This window comes from Undibacterium sp. TC4M20W (genome assembly GCF_049340245.1).
Lineage (GTDB): Bacteria > Pseudomonadota > Gammaproteobacteria > Burkholderiales > Burkholderiaceae_D > Undibacterium.
On sequence record NZ_JBMPPI010000010.1, the window covers coordinates 102705 to 126489 of the forward strand.

Below are 23785 nucleotides of genomic sequence, written 5' to 3' on the forward strand. Positions count from 1 at the left end.
CCACGTCACGAATCGCTAAGCTTCATTGACTACACCCAGCGGGTGATATAGCGGCAGATAGGCAGCCTTGCGGTCAGCCTGCTTTAAAAAACGGATCAGCAAATTACCCTTGACGGGCAGGGGCTCGCCGGACAGCAAGCCCTGTATGCGGCGTGCCGCCTCCGGGTTTGGGAAGTTGGCAAGATAACTTTGCAGGGTATTGCGCAGGCAAGCCCATAATTCGAGATAGAGTTCATGATTGCCATTCGCCAGCGTGGCGATGACTTCACAGATATTATTGACCAGCAGGCAGTAGCCTATGCGTGTCCAGCCCGCTTCGTCGCTGCAACAGATTTCTTTACGGGTATGCTCATCGAGCTGCATGGTGTTGATCAGTTCGTGAGCCTTGGGTGTCAGCCTGGTCAGCTCCAGATCACGGACAATGAAACGCACTGGAGTGCCATCTTCTGCGAGCCCGACGATGCTGTTTTGCATATGTGGTTCAAAGGCGATGCCTTTTTCAAACAACAGGTAGAACACCGGATAAATTGCCAGCTCGGCATAACGGCTGAACCACAGGCGCATGCCCTGGCGCAGGGATAAACTATGTCTGTGGGAAAACCGCTCTATCAATGCAGCCACCTGCAGGCGACCCGCCTGGCCGTTGCCAAACAAGGCTGCGCATATCATGGGTGTGATGCCTTGCGCCAGATGGCTTGCCAGACCTTCGCGCAAGACCAGGCCAAAGCCGTCTTCGATTTCCTTATGTTGCCTGTCACTCTGCTGCTGATCTTCCGGGAAGGCTACGCTCAGGTAAGCCTGTTCTTCCAGTGCATGAAAATGCGGGAACAGCGCCAGCATGTCTGCCTTCATGGGACGATACAGACGGCTGGCTGTCAATGCGGCAGCCAGTTCGTGTCGCGCATTATTGCGTATGCAATTGGTGATGCGCAGGTTCAGCGACAGTTTTAAAAAAGCACTGCCATCTTCAGCCAGCATAGTGCGTATGGATGCCGTAGGATAAAACTGTTTGCCACTACAACCCAGGTCGCGTATCTCGCCGGCGGCCATGGCGGCTTGAATGCGGGGCTGCTGCACGAGCCAGTCAGCTTGCCAGGGGTGCAGGGGGACGATGATGTATTCGCTATCGGCTTGCAGATCATGCCCAGTTAGTTGTTGCAAACTACTGGACAAGTCTTGCCCATCCAGGCTGTCGCTGATGATCCAGTTGCGCGGGATCTGGAAATAGCGTAATTGCAGCTGTGCGCCATGTTCTGGCGAATAGTTTTTTTCTTCTGTTCTTGTCCAGCCTGAACGGCTCTTGGGTGTAGGGTGGAAAGGGTGGCCCGTCAGCAAATGCTGTTCACTGCGTATGTATTGCTGTAAAGCTGAGTCTGTGTGGAGAGAACGTAATTTGCCTTGCTGCGCCTCCAGCAAATGCTGCATGGTAGCGATGCTTTCCTCGATTTGTTGCAGCAGGTCGGCATTAAAGTCAGTGCCTTCGCGCAGCGACAGGTCAGCGACGATGAGCTGGGCAATCTCGCGCCAACTAGCGACTGACCAGGTCTGTTGATGGTCTTGCAGATAGATGTCGGTGATGTAATCATAATTGCCGGTGACTGAGACATGTTGTACCCCCACGCAAAAACGGCTTTGCATGCGCGGTAACTGTATGTCCAGCACCTGGCCCTGATACTGTCGCAGTGCTGCAGGCGGCAATCTGGTATGGGCGATGGAACGGACGGCGAGCTTATGTTCCTGCATGGCGACTTCGCGCGCATAGCAGTTCAGCAGGACGCGCGCATGTTGTAACTGGGCGTATTCGCTGGCCTCGACAGGGACAGCATTGTTGGCTGCCTGCCTGGGATGTGGCAAAGCACGCGGCAAAGACGGCAGATGGAGTAAGGGCAGAGTGTCAGGCGCATGGTTCCAGGCGAACCGCGGTAAGCTAGCGTTCATAAGCGTTTACTTTCTATAAAAATGGAGAGGCCGGCCAACAGCGCACAAGCCAACCAGATGGGAGCGGTATAACTCATTGAAGTAGCCAGACCGCTTGCGAGAATTCCTGCCAGAACAGCGCCCCATTTATTTGCGCCTTCCAGCTTGCCAAAATGCTGGCCGGCACTGGCTTTTCTGGTCGTGGATGCCGCCAGAGCATTGATGGCCAGATAAGCGCCGGTCATTCCTACGCCCATGAGTATCCGGCCCGTGGCCAGCAGGGACAGATTATTGGCCAGCACCTGCAATAACAATCCAGCGCAGGTCAGCGCAGAGAAACGCGCCAGTGCAGTCTGTGCATTAGAAAAATTGACATGGCGACCGATAGGCCAGGCCAGCACCAGAAACAGTGCATGCGGCAAGCCAAACAGGGCACCTGCCCAGGCCGCAGACATATTCAGGCGTTGTGCCAGGTCAATGACAAAATACGGATAGGTCAGTACCGTGCCGATGGTGAATAGCGCCTGGTAGCGGTACAGACTGCTGGCACTCAGTGCGCCAGCCCCGGCAGGTGCTGTACCAGTGTTGTCTGTTACGGTATGCGCGGCAGGTGTACTGGTTTTTGCTGGCAACAGATAGAGTATCAACCCCGCCAGACCAGGGAATATGGCCAGATAAAAAAAGATATGCAGCAGATTTTGGCCGTCGCTGAACAGGCCTATGATGGCAGGCCCTGCGAACAGCGCGGTACGGGCCGAGCCTTGCATGACACTTAGCAATGTAGCGAGGCGCTTGCCAGGCAGGAAAGAAGCCAGAAAAGCATTTGATGCCGCAAAGGTGCCGCCCAGCAAACCTTGCAAAGTCAGGCCAAAGGCAAATTCCCAGGGAGTACGCGCCATGCCTGTGATGATAAAACTCAAGCACAAACCCCAGTGTGCACGTATCAGTGAAGCGCGTATGCCTATGCGGTCAGCCAGCTTGCCCCACAAAGGGTTGGAGATCGCCGCCGCCAGCGTAGGCAGGGTAAAGTACCAGCCTGCCATGACCAGGGCCTGACTGGAAAAATTCTGCTGCAATATATGCGCATAAAATGGTGGCATGCACAGCGCAGCAAAGGCGGCACCAAAATGCCCCAGTACCGTGATGAAAATGGTTTGCCGCATCACGCACCCTGCGACTGCATGAATTGATGCAGGGGGTTAGGGACAGTATGAAAAGCTTGCGCACTGGCGGCAGAAAGACGCCTGCTCGCCAGTTTTTCCATTTGCAGTTCTGGTGCAAACAAATTGAATTGCTGGAAACGTGCAGACAATTGCGACACTTGCGCCTGATAATCAAGCACGGTTTGCGCAGCGAGTTGCCAGAAGCGGCTTTCCTCAAAGCCGTGATGCTTATCCAATCTGTGTGCCAGTTCAGACAGATGGATAAACAAGAGCACTTCAAGCAGGTAATCCCTGGCTTCTTCTGTCGTGTCCATGGCAAAACCGTTGCTGGCATTGGCTGCATTGCGGTGTGCCGGCGCCTGGCGTAAATTCTGCAAGTGAGCTTCGTTGGTAGTTTGCCCGGCGATGTAATGCAGGCCACCTGGCAAGTCACGGATGGCTACCCCGGCAGGCAAGCCATCCTTGACGATGAGCAAGGTATTTTGTGCGTGCGCTTCCAGCAAAACACCATGCGCCAGCATCAGATGGATAAACGGTGGCAGCATGGCGTGCAATAGCGCCTTGATCCAGGTTTCAGTGCCATGTTGTTGCAACCAGATGGAAATATTCAGTTGCTGCTGATCATCGAGCGTAGTCAAGGCAGTGCACGGGAGTACCTGCTCGCCTTGCCTGAGTATGGCGGTAGGCGACTGCCTCCAGATCGCGCCCAGCAAACCATATCTGTCCTGACGTGACGCCGCAGGTGCCAGGGTGATGCCCATGGGTTCTGCCAGAACAGCCAGCCTGCAGTGCTGCTGTAAAAAAATATCTGCACTACACAAACTTTCCAGCCATTGCGATATCAGCGGCGCATTATGAACATGGTGATCAGACAGTATGCGGTCTGCCGAACTGTTGGCGATGGCGAGCGGCAGCTTCAGGTTGTGATTGTTATGGCTGGCAAGAGATGTCAGTGAGCGTATTGATTGCTGTGCCAGCCATACCGTTTCACCCATGCCAAGATAGAGCAGGTGGCCATCTGCCAGCCAGTCGGCATACTGGATTTGCAGACACTGATGCCAGTGCCAGGGATGGGTGGGCAGCAAATAATAATGGTCTGCCTCCTTACCTGAGAGTGTGATGGCCTGCTGCAAACGCAGCACTTCTGCCGCGCCAATTTCCGTTTGCAAAAACTCGATGTAGTCAACACCGGGCAAGCCATGGATATCAGCCAGTTGCTTGTCCAGTCCCAGCCAGACCAGGCCAAAGGCCTGTGCAAATTCTGGCCCATAACGCTGATGGTCGGCCAGGTTAAAACCTATGCGCGAGCGATAGCAAGGATGGTACAGATGGCCGTCACCCAATTGCGCTTCTTGCCAGGCATACGGCAAGTCAAGTGCGGCAGGGCCCTTTGCTGCCAGTGCCCTGGCTTGCAATGAGCAGGCCTGTTTGGCTGCAGTATGAATTAATTCATTGATGAAGCGTGGGCCATTCTGCGCCGCGTGTGATCTCAACAAATTGCCTGCAACGGTGGCAATATCAGTGGTGCTCATCCCACTGCTGACTTCGCATACTGGGCCGTGAAAACGGTTGCGCCCAAAGCTATTTGCCGGATGTGCAGCTATCCGGTATTCAATCGCCTGGCCCTGTTCATTGCTACCGCGTAAATACAAATCAGCCTTGCCATCAGTCTGTCGTTCCAGATGCCCATCCAGGGCTCCTTCAAACCAAAATGCATCGATAAACTGGCGCAGTGTGCGTTCGGCCGCTGCTGCATAAAATGACTTATTGCCAGTCGCCGGAATTTGATTGTTGCTGTCCATATTGTTTTTCCAAAAATGAGGGTGAGCAAATCCCTTGCGATTGCCGGGGCAATCACAGCTTGCTGCAAGATGTGAAATGAAAAGCGCTTATGGGCTGACGCTTAGCCGGGGCTGTCGTAGTGCTGCGTCATAAGAATATTTTTCAGGACAGAAGCGATGACGGACGACTGCGGCAATGGATATGACGATGGAGACGAATATGAAGATGGAGACGAATATGAAGATGGAGACGAATATGAAGATGGAGACGAATATGAAATAAGGATGGACATGATTTCCCCGCGAATATAACGCATGGTTTTTTCACTTGCCCACGTAGGGATGCTGGCGTACGTGTGTAGCTGGGGGCTGGCGCTTCAGAGGGTGTGAAATTGCTAAAGTGAAATCATTATAAATGAGAATCGTTGTCATTTGCGAGTTATTTAATAAATAACCTAGAAAACTTAGGGGCAATTTTCTGAGAGCGATGCCGGTTTTGCTCACCGTAACAGAGGGCAGCTTGCTTTACATGCCCCTATTTCGCATCGATAAACTGATCACTGGATAAACACCTCCGGGTAGCTATCTCCAAGGGAGCTTTTATACCCGGGCTAGTCTTGCTTCAAAAATAAAAATTTAGTTTGTTGACTTTTAAAACCGGTTTAAATAGAATTAATTTAGATGTCAAACCGGTTTGAATAAATTTATTAATATCAAACTCATCAAAATTAAACGCAATATTCAAGATCAAGAATAAAAATGAAGGACGACACCGTGCAAACAAGCGATGCCTTGCAACATCAATTTCCGCTGGAAGGCTGGGGGATTACTGAAAATCAGCTTGATGACGGGCATCACCTGCTCAGCGAAACCCTTTTCGCCCTGGGAAATGGCTACATAGGCTTGCGCGGCACGGCAGAAGAAGGCAATCAAAGAACTGCGGCAGACTCGCTGAACGGCAGTTACCTCAACGGCTTTTATGAATCCGAAGCCATACAGTATCCAGAAAATGCCTATGGCCTGGCGCGCACCAATCAATTCATGCTGAATGTGCCAAATGCCAAATGCCTGACTTTGATGCTGGAAGATGAGACTTTCGATTTGCAGCAGGGCAGGGTAGACAGCTACCAGCGTCATCTGGATTTTCGCACTGGCTTGCTGACGCGCACCCTGCAATGGACATCTGATCAGGGGCGCAGCATACGCCTGCATAGCCAGCGCCTGGTCAGCTTTGACAACAAGCATGTGTATGCGATTTCGTATGAAGTCACGCCTCTGAATTTTTCTGGCGAGATCAAACTGGTTTCTGGGATTGATGCTGCAGTAAAAAATATTACGGCGGGTGATGACCCGCGTGTAGGTTCCGCCATCAGTGGCCCTGTGCTGCACAAACTTGAAGTGATGCAGGAAAATGATTTCTCTGCCTTACTGCACCGCACCCACAATAGCGGCCTGAGCCTGGCAACTGCGATGCAAAATCATTTGCAAACTGAGAGTGTCTACACCAGCAGCTTGCAGCAGAGCGATGACAAACTGGAGCAGCAATTTACCATCCGGGCAGTACAAGGGCGGATAATAAAGCTGGATAAATTTTGCAGCTATTTTTCATCTCGTGATTATCCTGCTGCATCTTTGCTCTCACTCAGCCAGAAGGCACTGGGCAAGGTGCTTGAACAAGGTTTTGCACAACTGGCAGCTGGCCAAAGAGCTTATCTGGATGACTTCTGGGCGCAGGCCGATGTGCACATCAGTGGTGACGCCGCTTTGCAGCAGGGCATACGCTTCAATATGTTCCATTTGCTGCAATCGGTAGGGCGTGACGGCAAGACCAATATTGCTGCCAAGGGCCTGACCGGTGAAGGCTATGAGGGCCATTATTTCTGGGATACAGAAATTTATATTTTCCCCTTCTTCCTCTACAACAAACCAGAGATCGCCAGAAAGCTGCTTGAATACCGCTATCAATACCTGCCACAAGCGAGAGAGCGTGCGCGTCAGATGTCGCACACCAGCGGTGCACTCTACCCATGGCGCACCATAGATGGGGAAGAATGCTCAGCCTACTTCCCCGCAGGCACAGCGCAATACCATATCAATGCTGACATTGCCTACTCCATCAAGTTGTATATGGAAGCAACGGCAGACATGGATTTCTTGCTCACACAAGGGGCAGAAATCGTGCTGGAAACTGCACGCTTGTGGATAGGCCTGGGCAATTACACCCGTCTCTCAGGACAAGATGCAGAATCATTTTGCATCAATGAAGTGACTGGTCCCGACGAATACACGGCACAAGTCAACAACAACTATTACACCAATGCGATGGCGCAAATGCATTTGCGTTTTGCTGCTGATATCGTCAATCAATTACCGACAGAACACGCAGAAAAATTTGCTGAACTTGCAGCAAAAATCCATCTGCAAGCAGATGAAGCAAACGCATGGCAACGCGCCGCCGATCTAATGGCTTTACCCTACAACAAAGAGCGCGGTATTCATGAGCAGGACGACAGCTTTCTCAATAAAAAGGTCTGGGATTTTGCCAATACACCCAAAGAAAATTATCCCCTACTGTTGAATTACCACCCGCTGGTTATCTATCGCCACCAGGTTTGCAAACAGGCAGATGTAGTGCTGGCCTTGCTCTTGCTCAGCGATCAGTTCAGCCTTGATGACAAGCGCCGTGACTTTGATTTTTATGAGAAGGTCACGACCCATGACTCATCCCTATCTACCTGCATCTTTAGCATTATCGCAGCAGAAGTCGGTTATCAGGACAAGGCTTATGACTACTTCATGCAAACAGCCAGGCTGGATCTGGATAATACCCATGGCAATACCCATTATGGTGTGCACACGGCAGCCATGGGCGGCACCTGGCTGGGTATTGCTTATGGCTTTGCGGGTATGCGTGTCAACAAGGGGCAACTGAGTTTTGCACCGGTTTTGCCTAAGCAATGGCAAGACTACCAGTTCCGCGTGCATTTCCACGGGCAATTGCTGGAGATCACCGTGAGCCAAACCCATGTCGAATACCGTCTCATGCGCGGCACGGCATTGCAATTCCAGCACAGAGGGCAAAGCCTGCAAGTCACTGAGCAACAAGCCACATGCCGCGTACCTTTGCATCAACCGGAGCTGGCTCATGCGTAAATATGAATATCGCGGCGTGATTTTTGATCTGGACGGCGTGCTGACAGACACTGCACATTATCACTATCTGGCCTGGAAAAACCTGGCTGAAAGCGTAGGTGCGAATTTTGATGAATCCTTCAATGAACAATTAAAAGGTGTGGACAGAATGGGTTCGCTGAACCTGATCCTGGCTGCATCTGGCAAAAACTTTAGCGATGCAGATAAACTGGCGCTGGCAGATCAAAAAAACCTGCATTACCAGAGCCTGATTGCGCAGTTGAGCCCCGCTGATTTATTGCCCGGGGCGGCTGAGTCCTTGCAACAGATACGCGCTGCAGGTTTAAAAACAGCCTTGGCATCGGTCAGCAAAAATGCCCAGGCGGTAATTGAGAGGCTGGGCATTGCAGATCAGTTTGATGTCGTTGTTGATGCCGCAAAAATAAAAAATAGCAAACCGGACCCAGAAATTTTCCTGACCGCAGCAGCAGGGCTGGATTTGACTTCTGACGAGTGTTTTGGAATCGAAGATTCCATCGCAGGCATACGCGCCATCAAATCTGCGAGCATGTTTGCGTTAGGTATAGGCAGCCCGGTAGTATTGACCGAGGCAGATGTCGTCATCGCAGGTTTGCATCAATTCAGTTTGCAGGATTATTTGAAGTAGGCAGTAAAGTAGTAAAAAGTAATACATAAAAATAAGTAGCACAAAATAAGCAGTAAAAATAAAAAAGGCAGGAGACAACATGACCGAGCAACACCCGCAGCCAGCCAGCAGGCGGCGCATTATTTTTGCGCTATTCCTGCTGTATTTTGTATTCGCCATCCTGCTCAACAGCGTGGGTACGGTGATACTGCAAGTCATCAAGACTTATGGCGTCAGCAAATCTGCTGCCAGTGTGCTGGAGGCTTTCAAGGATATCCCCATCAGCATAGTCTCATTTTGCGTGGCGTCTTTCCTGCCGCGTCTGGGTTATAAATATGCAATGCTCACTGGCATGGCGATAGTGACAGTAAGCACGGCAACCATACCCTTGTTGCCGGGCTTCCTGATGACCAAGCTCTTGTTCCTCAGTGTGGGTGTCGCCTTTGCCCTCATTAAGGTATCCGTCTATGCGACCATAGGTTTGATCAGTGCGGACCGCAAGCAGCATGCCAGCCTCATGAATACGCTGGAAGGATTTTTCATGGTCGGCGTGCTCAGTGGTTACTGGATATTTGGCTATTTTATCGATGCCAATGATCCCGCCTCGCCAGTCTGGCTGCATGTCTATTGGTTGCTGGCAGCCTTGTGTGCTGTGACCTTCCTGCTGGTTGCCACAACCAATTTCACCGAATTTGAAGCAAAGCTGACAGTCAGCAACAGCAGCCTGCTTACCGATTTTGCCGATATGCTTAAACTGATGGCGCGTCCCCTCGTCTGTGTTTATATAATTTCGGCGTTTTTATACGTACTGCTGGAACAGGGCATAGGCACCTGGCTGCCGACCTTCAATAATGAAATCCTCAAAATGCCAGTAGATATGAGTGTGCAGGCCACCAGTATCTTTGCGGCTTGCCTGGCGATAGGCAGGCTCGGGGCAGGTGCTGTCATGCGCAAGTTGAACTGGTATCTGGTATTGAATATCTGCCTCATCAGCATGGCGGCGCTGGTCTTGCTGACGCTGCCATTGACGCATAATATCGTCGCCAACCCTGATCTGCGCTGGAGCAATGCGCCGCTGGCGGCCTTCATCTTCCCCTTGATTGGCTTGTTCATGGCACCGATTTATCCTGGCATTAATTCTGTCATGCTGAGTTCTCTGCCGACCAACCAGCATGCCGCCATGACGGGTTTGCTGGTCTTGTTTTCTGCTTTGGGTGGTACCAGCGGTTCCATGATTACCGGGTATGTGTTCGGCGCGATGAATGGGCAAACGGCGTTCTATCTGTCCTTGCTGCCCTTGAGTGTCATCTTGCTGACGCTGTTTTTCTTCAAGCGGGCGATTGAGCGATTGGACTAATCATGGACGAACCGAGTGCGCCTGCACAAGTATATAATCCCAGCTTATTTCTAACTTAATCCATCTTTACCATTTGCCCTATGTCGATTACTTTAAAGGAGCTTGCTGCCAGCCTGGGTATGTCCAAGACCACGGTAAGTCGTGCCTTGAACGGCTACCCTGAAGTTGGTGAGCAGACGCGCAAAAAAGTATTGGCAGCAGCAGAGCAGCATGGTTATGAAGCCAACCCCATGGCGCGCAGCCTGGCCGTGGGCCGCACCAATGTATTTGGCCTGATCTACCCCTTGCTACCATCTGACTTGGGCGACCCCATGTTCCTGGGTGTAGTTGGTGGCATGGCCGAGGCGCTGGAAGCGCGCAAGATGAACCTGATGATTGCGCCTGTTTCGCCCGGCAATGAATTGCCCTCGTATGAGCAAATGGTCAAAGGCCGCCGTGTCGATGGTCTTATTGTCAGCCGCACCATGGTGCAAGATCCGCGTATCGCATATTTGTCCAGGCAAGGCTTCCCATTCATAGCCCACGGCCGCACCCAGACCGACAAGCCCTATGCCTGGTTTGACTATGACAATGCAAATGGCATACGGCTGGCTGTGCAACACTTGCTGGAACTTGGCCACCAGCGCATCAGCCTCATCAGCGCCCCGCTGGAATTGAATTTTGCGCGCCAGCGACGTACCAGCTTTATCGAAGCCATGAGCAGTGCCGGTCTCGATATTGATACCCGTTATTTAATACAGGATGCCCTCGACAGGCGCAGCGGCTACCTGGCAGTGCAGCAGCTATTGAATTGTTCACCCAGACCCAGCGCCATCATCGTCGATAACCATCTCTCCGGCGTCGGTGCTATGCGCGCCCTGATGGACGCAGGCATTGCGATAGGCCGTGACATCTCCGTCATCGTCTGGGGCAACATGGAAGACACCCTGGTCGGCGACCAGGTCACCACCATAGACCAGCCCGATCCCCGCGCCGCAGGCGTCAAGATGAGCGAAATGCTGCTGGCCCTGATGAGTGGCACACCCGCAGCAGACTTGCAGGTACTGTGGCAGCCGGTGCTGATCGCGGGATCAACCACCGGCCCACTTTAAATGCAGTGAAGATCATCACTGATCCTTCAAATACTCCAGCAAATCCAGTCTTTGCTCCTTCGTCAGCATAGGCAAGTCGCCTGGCCCTTTGGCTGGTTTGTTGCCATAATCATGACCTGTATTGCGGTTGCCATTGAGCCTGGTGTCAAAGACAAAACCTTCATAGCCTGTGCTCTTCATGCCGACCTTTTCTGCATCAAATTCGCGTGAGCCCACCATGAACTTCTCAGGCCTGCATTCTGTATCCTTCTGCTCGGCCTGACAGGCCGGTAACAGCAAATCATACAGGGTGGGTACAGAACCATTATGCAGATAAGGCCCGGTCGCCCAGATGCCATTCAGCGAACGCCCCTTGTAGGCTTGCAGTGAAGAATAGGGCGTCATCGTGGTATCAGGATTGTAATTGCCGTGCTTGTTTGAATCATGGATTTCATTGCTGAACAAAGCCTGGAAAATATTGTGCAACCACTCAGACCAGCGGCGTATGAAACCCTTGTCGGCATCCGGTGTCGTTACCACACCCAGAGTCGCCTTGGTCAGCAGGGCAGCGATAGGGGCTTTTTTATCCAGCAGCACATCACCGACACCCGCACCTACGTACTGATTGCGCAAGATGCCTGAATAGCCTTCGTACTTGATGCTGTTGTCAGCCATGGTCGGGTCTGTGCCCACTTCTTCCAGCTTCGACATATGTGCCACCACACGGCGTTGTGGCGAGCTGCGGTCTATCTCTGCATGACAGCTGACGCAATAATTGGCAAACAGTTTTTCGCCGCGCTTGATACGGGTCTGATCCAGCTTGCCCAGAATGTCTTGCGGCCATTTGGGTGACTGCAATTCAGTCAGCTGGTTTTCTATGCGGCGCAGGTTCTGGGTGTTGATGGAGCTGTCATACTCAACCACCTTCTTGGTCCAGCCCTGACCAGTCAGCAATGAAGTGATGGAGAAGCGCTTGCCCTCATGCCAATCCAGTGAACCAAACACACCGATGACTTCACCCGTATTGCGCCCCAATGGACCCAGGCCACCATTGCCACCCAGGCCATTCCACTGCACATAATCATGCTGGGCGATGTCCCACAAGAAAGGGTAACTGACAGGTGCATCTGCCTTGATAAATAATTCCTGCCTCAGCTTGACGATATTCTTGGCCGAGGTCGCCACTCTTTCTACGATCTTGTCGCGGTCGGCAGAGCTGATGTCCGGCCCTATGCCCGCCATTGCCGTACGCACTTCATCTTCAGTCAAGACCTTGCCGAGTACTTCTTCTATCTGCTGGCGGTTCAGCAAATGCTCAAGCGTGCGGTTGTAGATACGACCAAAGGCATCCAGCCGCGCATAACCATAATCGACAGGGCTATGGTTGATGATGTTATAGCTGGTCAGGCGCAGGGTATAAGTCTTGATGTCAGCAATCACATCTGCTTCGCTGCCATATGTCCCCAACTGCATGATGGCCTTCACAAAGCGTTTTTGCACTTCAGGCTTATCCCTGACGGCTATCATCGCTTCTGTCAGGCCTTTGAGAAAACCCGCCATGTCAGCACTGGCCGGGCCACCATCAATACGCATGCCCGTACCCTTGTAATTGATTTGTCCGGTGTGGCAAGCAGCGCAGGTAAAGCCCATGAAATTTTTGCTCAGGTAATTGTCTTTGACAAAGCCCACTGGCAAGGCATCAGGATTGCTGGAAGTCTTTTTCTGCGGCAGGTAACGGTAGCGGTTGATGTTCTCATCACTGCGGAACAACTCCGGCTTGTCAGCTTGTTCCAGCACCAGGAAAAAATCATAAGGCAGCAAATTTGACCCCTGTGTCGTCGTGTAAAACCACAGGCTCTGCTCAGGCTTCCAGTTCTGCTGCAGATACACAATCTTGCTTGCACTGTCTCCAAACACATCCTGCTTGACCGTCATCGCACCACGATCAGGATCACTGTCAGACACTTCCCATCGCTGCGACAAAGTGATGATCAGGGGCGGGATGATGAACAGCAAAATCAGCAGCAAGAAGCCATGCCATATTTTGAATTTTATTTTTGGAAGTTTCATGATTTTTCCTGGCTGAATAAAGGCGGGGGGTTTATGGCTGTGCTTGAGTTTTTTTTATATTTAAGATTGTTCTTTTTGCATGTTCATATTTTAAGTCTTTTTTGCAGACTTGCTGCACAAGTCGAAATGCTTGTGTATTTTTAACAACGCCATTAAGAGTGGCAAGGGTGTGCGTACCTGATGCATCTGGTTGTCGTAGTGAGATGCAGTGCTTTTAAGAAAGGTTTATTGATTAGCTTAAATAAAAGGCCAATTATTTTTCGAATTTGTAATGAAAGTTGTCATAATGCGAACAATCTATTTTTATACTAATGAGTGATGCAAAATGAAACAAATTAAATTAGCTGGTTTAAGCGTAATAACGGCAATGCTGCTGGCAGCCTGCGGCGGCGGATCAGGTGGCAGCACGCCTGCTACGGTGACACCTGTTGATACCAGCACAGGTCCTTTGAGCAAATATGCTGGCGTCTGGAACCAGGGCTGCCAGAACCATGAAATCGACACGACCACGATCACGGCCACCAGCGCTGGGTCGGCGCTGTCGATGTCACAAAAAATTGAATTCTACGAAAACGCCAACTGTACAGGGGCTATCGTCGCAACTGGCACCTATGCCTCGCCGGTTGTGGTGGCACAACATATCAGGACAGAAGCCAACGCCACCGTCAAAATGTTGACTGGCGAAACCGTCGCCTCTTCGGTCGATCTTGTCAATGCGACTGCTAACGGTGCAGTGATCAACTTCGTTGGCAGTGCCGTGTCATCTTCCGTGGTCAATGGTAAAACCACATGGAAATTTGTTTTCAAGGACACAACAATTACCCAGACCATAGAAATCTCATCTGGCAGCGCCCAGGGCGGTTTCACGCTACGTAATGGCGAGCTGTTCTTTGTACAGGCGATTGGCAGCTCAACGACTGCCTTTGCAGTTGATAGCCGCTATGTGCGTGGCTAAGCTCAATAGAAGTGAAGTCCGGTATTGAAGACAATAAGCCACCGCGAGGTGGCTTATTGTTTTTGTGTCTGAAATTTAAACGGACGGACTATTGTTGAGATTGAATTGCCACTGCGAACAAGAGATGGTCGCCCTGACTTCATCTGCCACCCACGATCTTATTTAGCGAGCCGGTTTCTAATCATTTCAACTCTGCAAGTGATTGCATTTTTAATATAGTCGGCAAATAATGAGCCTTGCCGCTGGATGGAAGCATTTGATTGAATACCTGTGGACGCGCAGAATTGGGCCAGGCATGTATTTGCTGCGTATGGCCGGGGTGGTCTTGGTCATACGCAGACTACCATGCGAGATAAATTCCTGGACAACGCGAACATCATCAACTCACACATTTTTCAAGGCGTAGCTCATGTCACTCACACTATACGGTCATCCATTCTCGTCCTACACCCAGAAAGTGCTTATCGCGCTGTACGAGAACGACACGCCTTTTGAATTCTGCTGCATAGGGCCAGATACGCCTGCCTACACAGCAGAGTGGCTGCAACGCTGGCCGCTGGGCAAATTCCCCTTGCTGGTTGACGGTGAGCGCAATGTCGTCGAGACCAGCATCATCATCGAGTATTTGCAACTAGCCCATCCTGGTCCAGTGCGTCTGCTGCCCGCAGATCCCATGCAGGCACTGGACGTGCGCTTTCTTGACCGCTATTTCGACCTGCACGTCATGACCCCGGTCCAGCATGCGGTTGGTGCAGCACTCACTGGCGATACCGTAAAAAGACAGGAAGGACTGGCCCACGCAGCCAGCAAACTCGACCTCGCCTATGCATGGTTGGAAAATAACCTCAAAGGCGACGCATGGGCCAGCGGCGAGAATTTCACACTGGCAGACTGCGCTGCAGCACCTTCACTTTTCTATGCAGACTGGACCCAGCAGATCGCAGAAAAATATCCACGACTGCGCGCCTACCGCAGCCGTTTGCTTTCCCTCCCATCATTCGCCAGGGCAGTGGAAGAGGCGAGGCCTTATCGGCAGTTATTTCCGCTTGGGGCGCCGGACAGGGATTGAGGTGGGATGAAGGAGGGATTGATTTTCCTGAACGCTTGAAGACCTGCAAGCTGGAAAGAGTTGTGAATTTTTTGCGTGTGATTTTCTTGTCTTTAGATAAGAAAATATCCTATGCAACAGATAGCCAATATCATGAAAGGCAGGCCAAACAAGGCGATCCTGGCAAAACCTGTTTGCTGTGGGCGGGCTGGAAATCCCGGTTCAAGAAAAGAAAATGTCACGCCCCGGCCAGCTCTATATTCCAGATTCCATAGCAAGCCCGCGCTAAAATAAAGCACCGAGGATGCATAGATATTTGCCTCCCAGGTAATCGGGTATTGGCCATCTCTGATCAACAGATACAAGTCATAACACCAGCTCGCCGAGAACATCCACAAGCCAATTGCGACCAGCACATGCCTGAGCCTGGCCTTGCCTCTTATTCCCAGGTAGAGCATTCCCGTTGCCCAAGGTGCTGTCAGAAACGTGAGTACTGACATCATGGCCGCATCAAAATAATCCCAGGTCGGGTCAGCGGTGTAAGGTGCGACAACAGTAATCCCAATTGCAGCGATGCTGAAAGTAATCAGCTTCCAGGGTACGTATAAAAATGCTTTGTACGCTAGCAGAGGAAAGGAAGCGCGCTCAGACATGTATAGCCAGATGCAAAGGATGCAGTAGCTGATCCAGGCTGCGAGGTAAAATTTGAGTTCTATGGTCATAGATAATAATGCTCAATCTGAATTCAGCAGCCGTGTAGCGTTCGTCAGTCGCAGCACTTCATTCATGACGTACTCAAATTGTATGCGTTCTTGTTCCAGCCTTAGATTCTTTCCCAAGCGTTGTTCGCGCAAGTCTTCGAATAGTGTCTGTTCTTCAGCATTGAGGCAATTCATCGCATGGGTGACTTGATTAGCTTCTTCACCCCAATGTATTTCATGTCTCAGCAAGCTCTCTCTGTCCATTAAAAAGGAGGTGACATGCTGGAAATGATGGCGCAGCTGGTTGAGAATGGCAAAACCATGCGTATCGATATCACCCCAATAGTAAATTGCACAGCTATTCAGCCATTGAGCGGATGCCAGCGCATCCCAGCCATAGCCAGAGCCGAAAATAACAATCGCATTGGCGACTTTAGGAAAAGCCAAAAAATTAATTTCGTTCTCGGTAATAAAGACAGTTTTCCCAGATAAATCAAGACGGGAAAAACTGTCTGCATCAAGCATGATGTCCGGGTGGCTTATGCCCGCTAAAATTTGCATACTCTGGTCAAGTACCCTGAAGCGCAATCGTAATGGCTTGTCCAGAAATCCATAACGCGACGCAAATTGGCCTATGCCTGTGTAGCGCTCATCAATAGCATCCAGAGGTAATGCCAGATCCAGTAGTTCTGACAATACCGCACGATTTGCCTCAATGAATTTGCTGTGTATGCCAGTAATATCAACTTGACGCAGATAAATTGCAGGGCGTGGATGTTCGCATAACCATGCGATAATCGCCAGCAATTGCGGCCATCGGTCATGCAAGTCGAGTGCCTGCATGGGGCGTTTTTTTAACCATGACTGCAATACCTGGCGCTTGTTCAGTGTTTCATCAAACAGCAACTGAAAACGCGCAGCTTCCCGTTTTTTGCCTGTTATCGCCAAAGCTGCTTCAAGGCTATTTATCCAGACTTGATCTGGCAAGCGTTGCAAACCATGTATGCGGTGGCGCACCTCGCGCCATTCCAAGCGTATATGTGGTAATGAGGCTAGTTCTGTTATCCATTTTCTTACGGCATCAAAGCGGTCGCTGATATCGCTGGAGGTTGGTGCCTTCAAGCTCAAACGTAGCGGGAAGTGCAATTCAGGTTCCAGTTGCATACGCAATAAATCACCACGCTCCCACAGACTTTGCAACTGGGCCTTTAATTCAATTGAGCCAGTCCAATTCATGTAAGCGCATCCGTCAGCACATGTAATTTCTGTTCGCGATACTCTTCTATCGATAAATTACGCAATTTGGATTCCTGACCATTTTCGTTATGCACAAAGCCAACGCTGGATACATAAGGTTCAATAATATGGATTTTTTGCAAAGGCGTGACGATCAGTAATTGCAGATTCAATTGCTGAAACAGATTCAGGCCATATTGCGCAGATTCATCAGAGCCGCGTCCAAATGCCTCATCAATTACCACAAAGCGGAAAGAGCGAGAACGTTGCTTGTCCCAGCCCAGGCCAAATTGATAGGCAAGGCTGGCGGCTAAAATGGTGTAAGCCAGCTTTTCTTTTTGGCCGCCTGATTTGCCGCCAGAGTCGGAATAGTGCTCATGTTCTGCATCATTGCTACGCCATCTTTCACTGGCCGCAAACAAGAACCAGTTACGCACATCGGTGACCTTGCCAGTCCAGCGTTTGTCCTGTTCAGACAGACCTTCACGTCCGCGAAAGCGGTCTATGATTGCTTTCACTTGCAGGAATTTTGTTTCTGAATACTGTGCTTCGTCTGAACCGCTCAAAGTACCCTCGGTACAAGCCCGCAAATCAGACTGAAAATCACGTATGTCAGCATCTGGGCTGATCTGCGATTCGACGATGATGTAACGCTCAGGGTTATAGTCTATCTGTATCAGTGATTCATTGATGTGAGCAATACGCTCTTTGATGGTTTCACGTTCCCGTGCCAATTGCGCATTGAAATTGGCCAGTTCATTGATGGTGTTGACGTTCAACATCTCTTTGAAGCGTGCTTCAAAGCGTGGCAGGTCGTCGCGGTTCAATTGCTCGAGCAGTTTCTTGTATTCAAATCCGGCATCGACATGGGTATCAAAGTCAGTGGTTTCCAGCTTGAATTCGTTCTTGAAAGTGAACATGGCTTCACTGATTCTTTTGCCCAACTTTCTCAATTTGTCGTCTTCTGTTTCCAGATTTTTGTGAATGAAACTGCGCACCTCATGCTCTTGTGGATCACAAGACTCAACCGTGAGTGTGTGCTTGCCCAAAACCTGGTTGCGTATTTTCTCCAGCAGGTGTGTTATGTCGGCTTCCATAGCCTGCTTTTGCAGCACTGCCAGCGCAGCAGCCTGCAGGCCTTCAGCCTGTTGCTGCAGCCCTTCGTTTTTTGAGCGCTTGTCCTTGAAGCTGTCGAGCTGGCTTTCCAGCTCCTTCAGCGCCTGTCTGGCGTTGTGCAAATCCTGATTCAAGGATAGCAGTACATCAGAGGCAGCTTCCAGTCTTTGTTTTTCAAGCTGAAGATTGGCAATCTCTGTAACCAGGCTGGTCCAGTTGATTTCTTCAAAATCTTTGAATTCTTCCAGTTTGTCGAGCACAGTGATCCTGGCTTTGGCGGCGTTTTGCGCAGCTTTGGCATCATTCATCAAGGTCATGACACGGTGCATGTCAGTTTCCAACTGACTACGTTTCTTTTCCAAGGCGGCTATCTTGGGTGCATTCGACCAGCCCAGTACATAGCGGCTGCGGTCATTGATGCTGTGGCTATCGTCTTTCTCGTGGCGGCCACTGGGGTCTTTTATCTGACCAGCCATGGTAATTGCCCTGGCTTCCTGACGGAACTGCGCCTGGCTTGCGCAACAGGCGACATCGAAACGGTGCAACAGCTCGGCTTCCAGCCATTCATACAATGCAGAATCCGGCTTGATGGCGAGTTTCCTGACCAGTGAATCAGCATGCGGGCTGGCCGGTTTGCCACGTCTTTGCTGATGCACCCGAAAATACACGAAACGACCGTACAGATGGTTTGTGTTGACCCACTCTGCAACCTGCTGGTAATACTTTTCTGGCACCAGCATGGACAAGGCAAAGCCACGCATGAGCCGCTCTGCTGCACCTTCCCATTCTTGTTCGCTATCGCGGATTTGTATCAGCTCACCGCAAAAGGGCATGTCATCTTCTGCGATGTTCAGCCCACTACACAAGAGTTCACGTATCTTGATTTGTTTGCTGTCTATATTATTCGGGCGGCGCTTCAGGCTGTTGATTTCAGTCTGTAATTCATCCCTCTCAATCTTGGCTTGCCTGAAGCTGACACCGTGTTCTGCGTGTATGTTTTGAAGGCGGCCTTCATCGGCATGCAAATCCTCAGCCAATGTGCGCAAGACCTGGTTTTTCGCATGGAAATCCTGTGAGTTATCAGCAGGTTTCTCACCAAGGTCGGCCAATAGCTGGCCGTAACGCTCAGCCTTGTTCTTGCGACTGTCGCGCAGGATTTCTTTTTTCCTGATATCCGCTTCCAGCTTACTCAGGCGGTCGCCACCATTATTGGCAATGGCGAGCTTGATATCGTCTATCTCAAAACCTTGCTTTTCACGTTGCATTTCCAATTGCGATATCTGGGCATTATGCCCTAACCATTCTTCCCCTAAATGATTCAGGCGTTGTGTCAGCAAGTGTAATTTCAAGTTGGCAAAATGGCTAGGCAAGCCTTCGCGGCATTGTTTCAGTTGCGCAATGTCGGCCGCTTTCACGATGTGCAGTTCATAATCTGCGACCAGTGGCGTCAGCATATCGGTCTGGCGCTTGGCCTTCAAGACCGCTTCATGGGCGCGGTTCAAGTCTTCAAAGTGAGAGATCAGGGCATCGGTACGGCTGGCTACATCAAAGGGTTCCAGCATGTGGGTTCGTACAAAGTCTGTCAGATTGCCAACCGACTTCATGGACACAGTCTGATGAAACAGTTCCATAGCCTGCTCATTCTCTATGCCAAAACGCCGCCGGAACCAGGCTGCATATTTAAAGAAACTCTCTTCTACATCTGCACCTGAGGCACGTAGTCTTTTGCGCAACTTATTGACATCTGCATCAAAATTGCCAAAGTCAGCGGCTATGGATAATTCTTTTTCTGCCCCGACAAAAAAACGCGCAGGCTGACCGTGTGGTTCTTTCATCCAGAACATCTGCGCCAGCGTCACTGTCTGGTCAAAACCGGCATTGCGAAACACGGCCAGGATGACGGAATAGCTATTGTCCTTGCGCAGCGACACTGGTCTGGCGGTACCACTGACTTCATTACGCTCTGACTTGAAATAGCCGAGCACATAAGAGCGCAAGTTTCTTTCCCGGCTGTCTGCACCTGCAGCCTTGTTATAGGCTGCTTTTTGTGTCGGCACCAGCAGGGTAGTGATCGCATCCACCAAGGTGGATTTGCCTGAGCCTATATCGCCCGTGAGCAAGCCGTTTTTGCCACCCAGATGCAAACTCCAGACTTTCTTGTCAAAGGTGCCCCAGTTAAGCACTTCCAGTCTGTGCAGGCGAAAGCCTGACAGCTCGACCTCTGCCATCAGTTCGGTATTAGCTTGCATCACGTCATTCATCAGTTTTGTCCGATACATCTTCTTCGCCAGCGAGTTGCGCCTGGTAGCTGGCCAGCCTGACATCAAAATCAGCCAGCCATTGTGCATCAACAAAGGCTTTCAGTATGCGCCGCACCTCATAAGTTTGTGGGCTGCTGCCGGTTTTCAATTTGCGTATAAAACCCAGGTCTATCACTTTGTTGATATGGGTTTCGACCTGATCGACCAGTCTGGCTTCGTTACTGCTGTCGGGTAAAAACACACGCATGAGTCCGGCGATGTCTTCCTTGCTTAAAACCAGGCGTGTGTCACCGCCATTGGCATCAAATTCTGCCAGCCTCTTCCTGAGTAACGCTAATAGCAGACTGACAGGAAATGACAAAGGCCGTCGCGCCACCAGACGGGGCAACCGGGTTTTGGTTTTTGCTTCTTGTTCTTCTGGTTCAGGTCGGCTTTTGAGAAAGGCATATCCTTCTGCTTCATCCAGCACCAGATCAAGATTGAGAACATTAACATAGTCGCGCACCCTTGCTTGCAGCTTCAAGAGCGCGCCCCACAATTGCTCATCATCTTCACGGTACAGAACCGTCTTGAGCAAATTGATCAGCAACGGGGACAATGCATGGTCTTGATTAGGCGTGGATTGTTTAGTTGTAGCGTGGCCAGCAACGGAGGCGGTGGTATCCATGCTCACCTCACAAAAATGACGCGTGGCAGGGTAGCCTGTTTTTGTACTTGCTCGCCACGGGATGTGATTGCGTGCCAGCCTATGGTTTCTGCGTGCTCTTCATCGATCACTGTATTGAAAGAGTCATTACCCAAATGCAGGTAACTGACGAGCTCAGCCAAACCATGTTTCAAGGGGTATTTGCTTGTGATTTCTTGCAGCGTCGCTTGGGATTGCAGTTGCAATGCATGTCGTATATGTAGCATCAACTCTGCTTTGTCGATAGTGAAATAATTGTAGAGCGCATTGGTATCAAGGTCAGCATCACCAGCCTGCAAGATCAGGTCAGCAATTACTGGTTTGAAAGAGGGTGTGTGCAAAGGGCGCTCCATCGGCAATTCTATCTCTGCCGTCATTTCATCTATGCTAAAAAATTCACCAGATGGTTGTTGCTGGCGCAAAGCCAGTGACCTGGATTCTATGCCGCGCAAAATGTCCATGATGCGGCGATTTTCCAGCCAGGTCTGATCATCCAGGAAGCGCCTTAGCTGTTGCGATAATTGGGCGACTGTACGCTGGGTATGTTCACCCGCTTCCAGCCAGTCATAGTGCACACGCCTGGTACGTGGTCCAGGTGCAAGTTCCTGTACAGGTGTCAACGTAAGTACGTGATCGAGCAACTGCGTCAGTTCTTCCTGCCTGCGGCTGGACATCAAAAAATCCCAAAAGGCACGAAAACTCTTGCCCTGATCTGAGTCGCTGATCGCATCACGCTCACCCATGATCTGCTCCAGCAAGGCTCCCTTGGAACCCTCCCACAAAGCGATGTGCTCACGCACCCGCCGGTCAAGCTGGCGGAAGTTATATTCAACCTCACGAAAATCCGTCAGAAGATCACGTGAAATCTGCATGAATTGCTGGAAGCGGTCCTTGATACCCGTGTCATCCAGCAAGCCCAGATCACCGCTTAAGACCCGGCTAATCTCCGCATCAATGTCTTCACGTTTCTTTTGCAACTCGGCGATGCGCTTTGCGGGGTCAACTTCGCTACCTTCACTCATTTGCTTGAGCAAGTCAAACAAGGTCAGCAAGCGTGACTCAGTACCGACGAAGCTGCGCTCAGTCAGGCTGCTGAGCCAGTTGATGGCTTTTTCTGTCGCTGGTGTCAGGTCAAATTGTGCCTCGTCCGAGCCCTGTTGATAGAATTTGCGTAACCAGCCTTTATCCGGGCTAGCCCAGTCATTCAAATACTCCTGCGCCCGCTTGGGGAATTCGTTTTCACCCAGACGCTCACGTAGGGCAAACAATTCATCTTCCAGCATCTCAGCCAGATCAGCGGCACTCACAACCCTTACATTGGGCGCGACAAAGATGCGATGCAAAAAACTGGCAATCAAGGGCGCATGGTCAGAACACAACAAGCGCCAGGCGGGATGATGAGTGCGCAGGGCGGACAGAGTAGAAAAGTCCAGGGACATGCAGGCTTGCTCGCTATTCAAATTGGTATATGGGCAGGCAATAATCCTACTGTATAAAGATGGGGGTTGTCATGTATAGTTAATAATGATGCGTCAGTATGAGCCCAAAGTTTTATCACTTGTCGGTTGCATGTAGTTATGGATTGTATTGACAACAGCTATACAATTGATTATCGTGTATATCTATTGTCATTACGAGGAGGTGAGTTATGCGTGCTGCTGCAATTAATATCCGTGCCTTGCCAGAGCAAAGGGATCTCATTGATCAGGCTGCCAACTTGTTGGGTAAAAACCGTTCAGATTTCATGCTTGAAGTAGCCTGTGAACGTGCTCAAGCTGTGTTGCTGGATCAGGTTTTCTTCAATCTTGATGATGAAAAATTCCGCCAATTTAATGCCATGCTTGATGCTCCGGCAGCATCTAATCCTGGCCTTGAGCGACTGAAGGCTGTGAAGGCGCCTTGGGGCAAGCCCGAATGATGTTGGTTTTGTCTTCGCCCCAGCCTTTGGCGGCCGGCCACAAGCTGGACGAATTTTCCTGCGGTGAAGTATCACTGGATGACTGGCTCAAGCGTCGCGCCATGAGTAATCAACTCGCGGGCGCCAGCAGATGCTTTGTCGTGCTTGATGAGCAAACCAAGGTGCGCGGCTATTACGCCATGGCTGCAGGGGCAGTTGCTCATCAGCTTGCTACCGGCAATATACGCCGCAATATGCCTGATCCCATTCCAGTATTGGTTCTTGGTCGCCTTGCGGTCGATCGCGAGGCGCAAGGCATTAAGCTGGGGGCAGCTCTTTTGCAGGATGCAGTGAACCGGGCATTACTTGTCGCACAAAACACGGGCGTGCGCGCTTTGCTGGTTCATGCCTTGAATGACAGGGCGAAGGCGTTTTATGAATACTATGGTTTTCAGGTGTCGCCGCAGGATGGGATGACGTTGATGTTGGGGTTAAATTCTGATCAACTAGACAACATTCATCACATATAGTATTTTGTAATGATTGTCACGCAAAGATTGGGATGTATATATTGCAGCTAAGCAGGATAACTTCATCGAAGAATAAGCACAGTATTCTCTACTTGGGAACTGACCGATGCTGAGATTTCTGTTGAAGAGCTGTTCAAAAGCTTATGAATTTGAAGCCGCTAGGGTCTTCGAAATGTGACTGGCGGCGCTCGTTGAGCCATTTCAATAATACTGAAAGCTA

The 23785-nt window shown here is 50.7% G+C and carries 17 protein-coding genes; 8 read left to right on the forward strand and 9 right to left on the reverse strand.

Annotated elements, in window-relative coordinates:
• Nucleotides 1-15: 15 nt before the first annotated feature.
• Genes ACO0LL_RS14435 through ACO0LL_RS14445 form a run of 3 tightly spaced genes read right to left on the reverse strand, consistent with a single transcriptional unit; the run spans nucleotide 16 to nucleotide 4882 of the window.
• Nucleotides 16-1938: an IucA/IucC family protein gene (locus ACO0LL_RS14435; protein WP_422951549.1), complete on the reverse strand. Its 1923-nt coding sequence runs from the start codon at nucleotides 1936-1938 to the stop codon at nucleotides 16-18.
• Complete coding sequence (locus ACO0LL_RS14440; protein ID WP_422951550.1) at nucleotides 1935-3080, reverse strand: MFS transporter; 1146 nt, start codon at nucleotides 3078-3080, stop codon at nucleotides 1935-1937. Before ACO0LL_RS14440 ends, ACO0LL_RS14435 begins: the two co-directional genes overlap by 4 nt.
• On the reverse strand, nucleotides 3080-4882 hold the full coding sequence (locus ACO0LL_RS14445) for an IucA/IucC family protein (protein ID WP_422951551.1): 1803 nt from the start codon (nucleotides 4880-4882) through the stop codon (nucleotides 3080-3082). The genes ACO0LL_RS14440 and ACO0LL_RS14445 overlap by 1 nt, the downstream gene beginning before the upstream one ends.
• 753 nt (nucleotides 4883-5635) lie before the next feature.
• Here ACO0LL_RS14445 and ACO0LL_RS14450 point away from each other — a divergent pair.
• The 4 genes from ACO0LL_RS14450 to ACO0LL_RS14465 all read left to right on the forward strand — a co-directional run bounded on the left by ACO0LL_RS14450 (nucleotide 5636) and on the right by ACO0LL_RS14465 (nucleotide 11087).
• Nucleotides 5636-8014 carry a glycoside hydrolase family 65 protein gene (locus tag ACO0LL_RS14450; RefSeq protein WP_422951552.1) on the forward strand — a complete coding sequence of 793 codons (2379 nt, stop codon included), beginning with the start codon at nucleotides 5636-5638 and terminating at the stop codon, nucleotides 8012-8014.
• Nucleotides 8007-8660: a beta-phosphoglucomutase gene (pgmB, locus tag ACO0LL_RS14455; RefSeq protein WP_422951553.1), complete on the forward strand. Its 654-nt coding sequence runs from the start codon at nucleotides 8007-8009 to the stop codon at nucleotides 8658-8660. The genes ACO0LL_RS14450 and pgmB overlap by 8 nt, the downstream gene beginning before the upstream one ends.
• A gap of 79 nt (nucleotides 8661-8739) precedes the next feature.
• Nucleotides 8740-9996, forward strand: coding sequence for an MFS transporter (locus ACO0LL_RS14460; RefSeq protein WP_422951554.1), 1257 nt, complete (start codon nucleotides 8740-8742; stop codon nucleotides 9994-9996).
• A gap of 86 nt (nucleotides 9997-10082) precedes the next feature.
• A complete protein-coding gene (locus ACO0LL_RS14465; RefSeq protein ID WP_422951617.1) occupies nucleotides 10083-11087 on the forward strand; it encodes a substrate-binding domain-containing protein in 1005 nt (334 codons plus the stop codon).
• 15 nt (nucleotides 11088-11102) lie between these two features.
• Here the strand turns inward: ACO0LL_RS14465 and ACO0LL_RS14470 are convergent, their stop codons facing one another.
• Complete coding sequence (locus ACO0LL_RS14470) at nucleotides 11103-13136, reverse strand: di-heme-cytochrome C peroxidase (RefSeq protein WP_422951555.1); 2034 nt, start codon at nucleotides 13134-13136, stop codon at nucleotides 11103-11105.
• A gap of 325 nt (nucleotides 13137-13461) precedes the next feature.
• Between ACO0LL_RS14470 and ACO0LL_RS14475 the strand changes: the two genes are divergently transcribed.
• Nucleotides 13462-14091 (forward strand): hypothetical protein, encoded by a 630-nt coding sequence (locus tag ACO0LL_RS14475; protein WP_422951556.1) that lies wholly within the window; start codon nucleotides 13462-13464, stop codon nucleotides 14089-14091.
• 409 nt (nucleotides 14092-14500) lie between these two features.
• On the forward strand, nucleotides 14501-15160 hold the full coding sequence (locus ACO0LL_RS14480) for a glutathione S-transferase family protein (RefSeq protein ID WP_422951557.1): 660 nt from the start codon (nucleotides 14501-14503) through the stop codon (nucleotides 15158-15160).
• A gap of 92 nt (nucleotides 15161-15252) precedes the next feature.
• On the opposite strand, the gene ACO0LL_RS14485 is transcribed toward ACO0LL_RS14480, so the two are convergent.
• The 5 genes from ACO0LL_RS14485 to ACO0LL_RS14505 are packed head-to-tail and all read right to left on the reverse strand — an operon-like array spanning nucleotide 15253 to nucleotide 22577.
• Entirely contained in the window at nucleotides 15253-15861 is a 609-nt protein-coding gene (locus ACO0LL_RS14485; RefSeq protein WP_422951558.1) for a hypothetical protein, read from the reverse strand.
• A 12-nt stretch (nucleotides 15862-15873) separates the two neighbouring features.
• Complete coding sequence (locus ACO0LL_RS14490; protein WP_422951559.1) at nucleotides 15874-17076, reverse strand: Wadjet anti-phage system protein JetD domain-containing protein; 1203 nt, start codon at nucleotides 17074-17076, stop codon at nucleotides 15874-15876.
• Nucleotides 17073-20441 carry an ATP-binding protein gene (locus ACO0LL_RS14495; RefSeq protein WP_422951560.1) on the reverse strand — a complete coding sequence of 1123 codons (3369 nt, stop codon included), beginning with the start codon at nucleotides 20439-20441 and terminating at the stop codon, nucleotides 17073-17075. The genes ACO0LL_RS14490 and ACO0LL_RS14495 overlap by 4 nt, the downstream gene beginning before the upstream one ends.
• A 4-nt stretch (nucleotides 20442-20445) precedes the next feature.
• The gene (locus tag ACO0LL_RS14500) at nucleotides 20446-21120 is read right to left on the reverse strand and encodes a DUF4194 domain-containing protein (RefSeq protein WP_422951561.1); all 675 of its coding nucleotides are present in this window, start codon (nucleotides 21118-21120) and stop codon (nucleotides 20446-20448) included.
• Between the two features lie 2 nt (nucleotides 21121-21122).
• Nucleotides 21123-22577, reverse strand: a complete 1455-nt coding sequence (locus tag ACO0LL_RS14505; RefSeq protein ID WP_422951562.1) for a DUF3375 domain-containing protein — start codon at nucleotides 22575-22577, stop codon at nucleotides 21123-21125.
• Between the two features lie 209 nt (nucleotides 22578-22786).
• On the opposite strand from ACO0LL_RS14505, the gene ACO0LL_RS14510 reads away from it, so the two are divergent.
• Nucleotides 22787-23056: a DUF1778 domain-containing protein gene (locus ACO0LL_RS14510; protein WP_422951563.1), complete on the forward strand. Its 270-nt coding sequence runs from the start codon at nucleotides 22787-22789 to the stop codon at nucleotides 23054-23056.
• On the forward strand, nucleotides 23053-23565 hold the full coding sequence (locus ACO0LL_RS14515) for a GNAT family N-acetyltransferase (RefSeq protein ID WP_422951564.1): 513 nt from the start codon (nucleotides 23053-23055) through the stop codon (nucleotides 23563-23565). Before ACO0LL_RS14510 ends, ACO0LL_RS14515 begins: the two co-directional genes overlap by 4 nt.
• The last annotated feature ends 220 nt before the right edge of the window (nucleotides 23566-23785 follow it).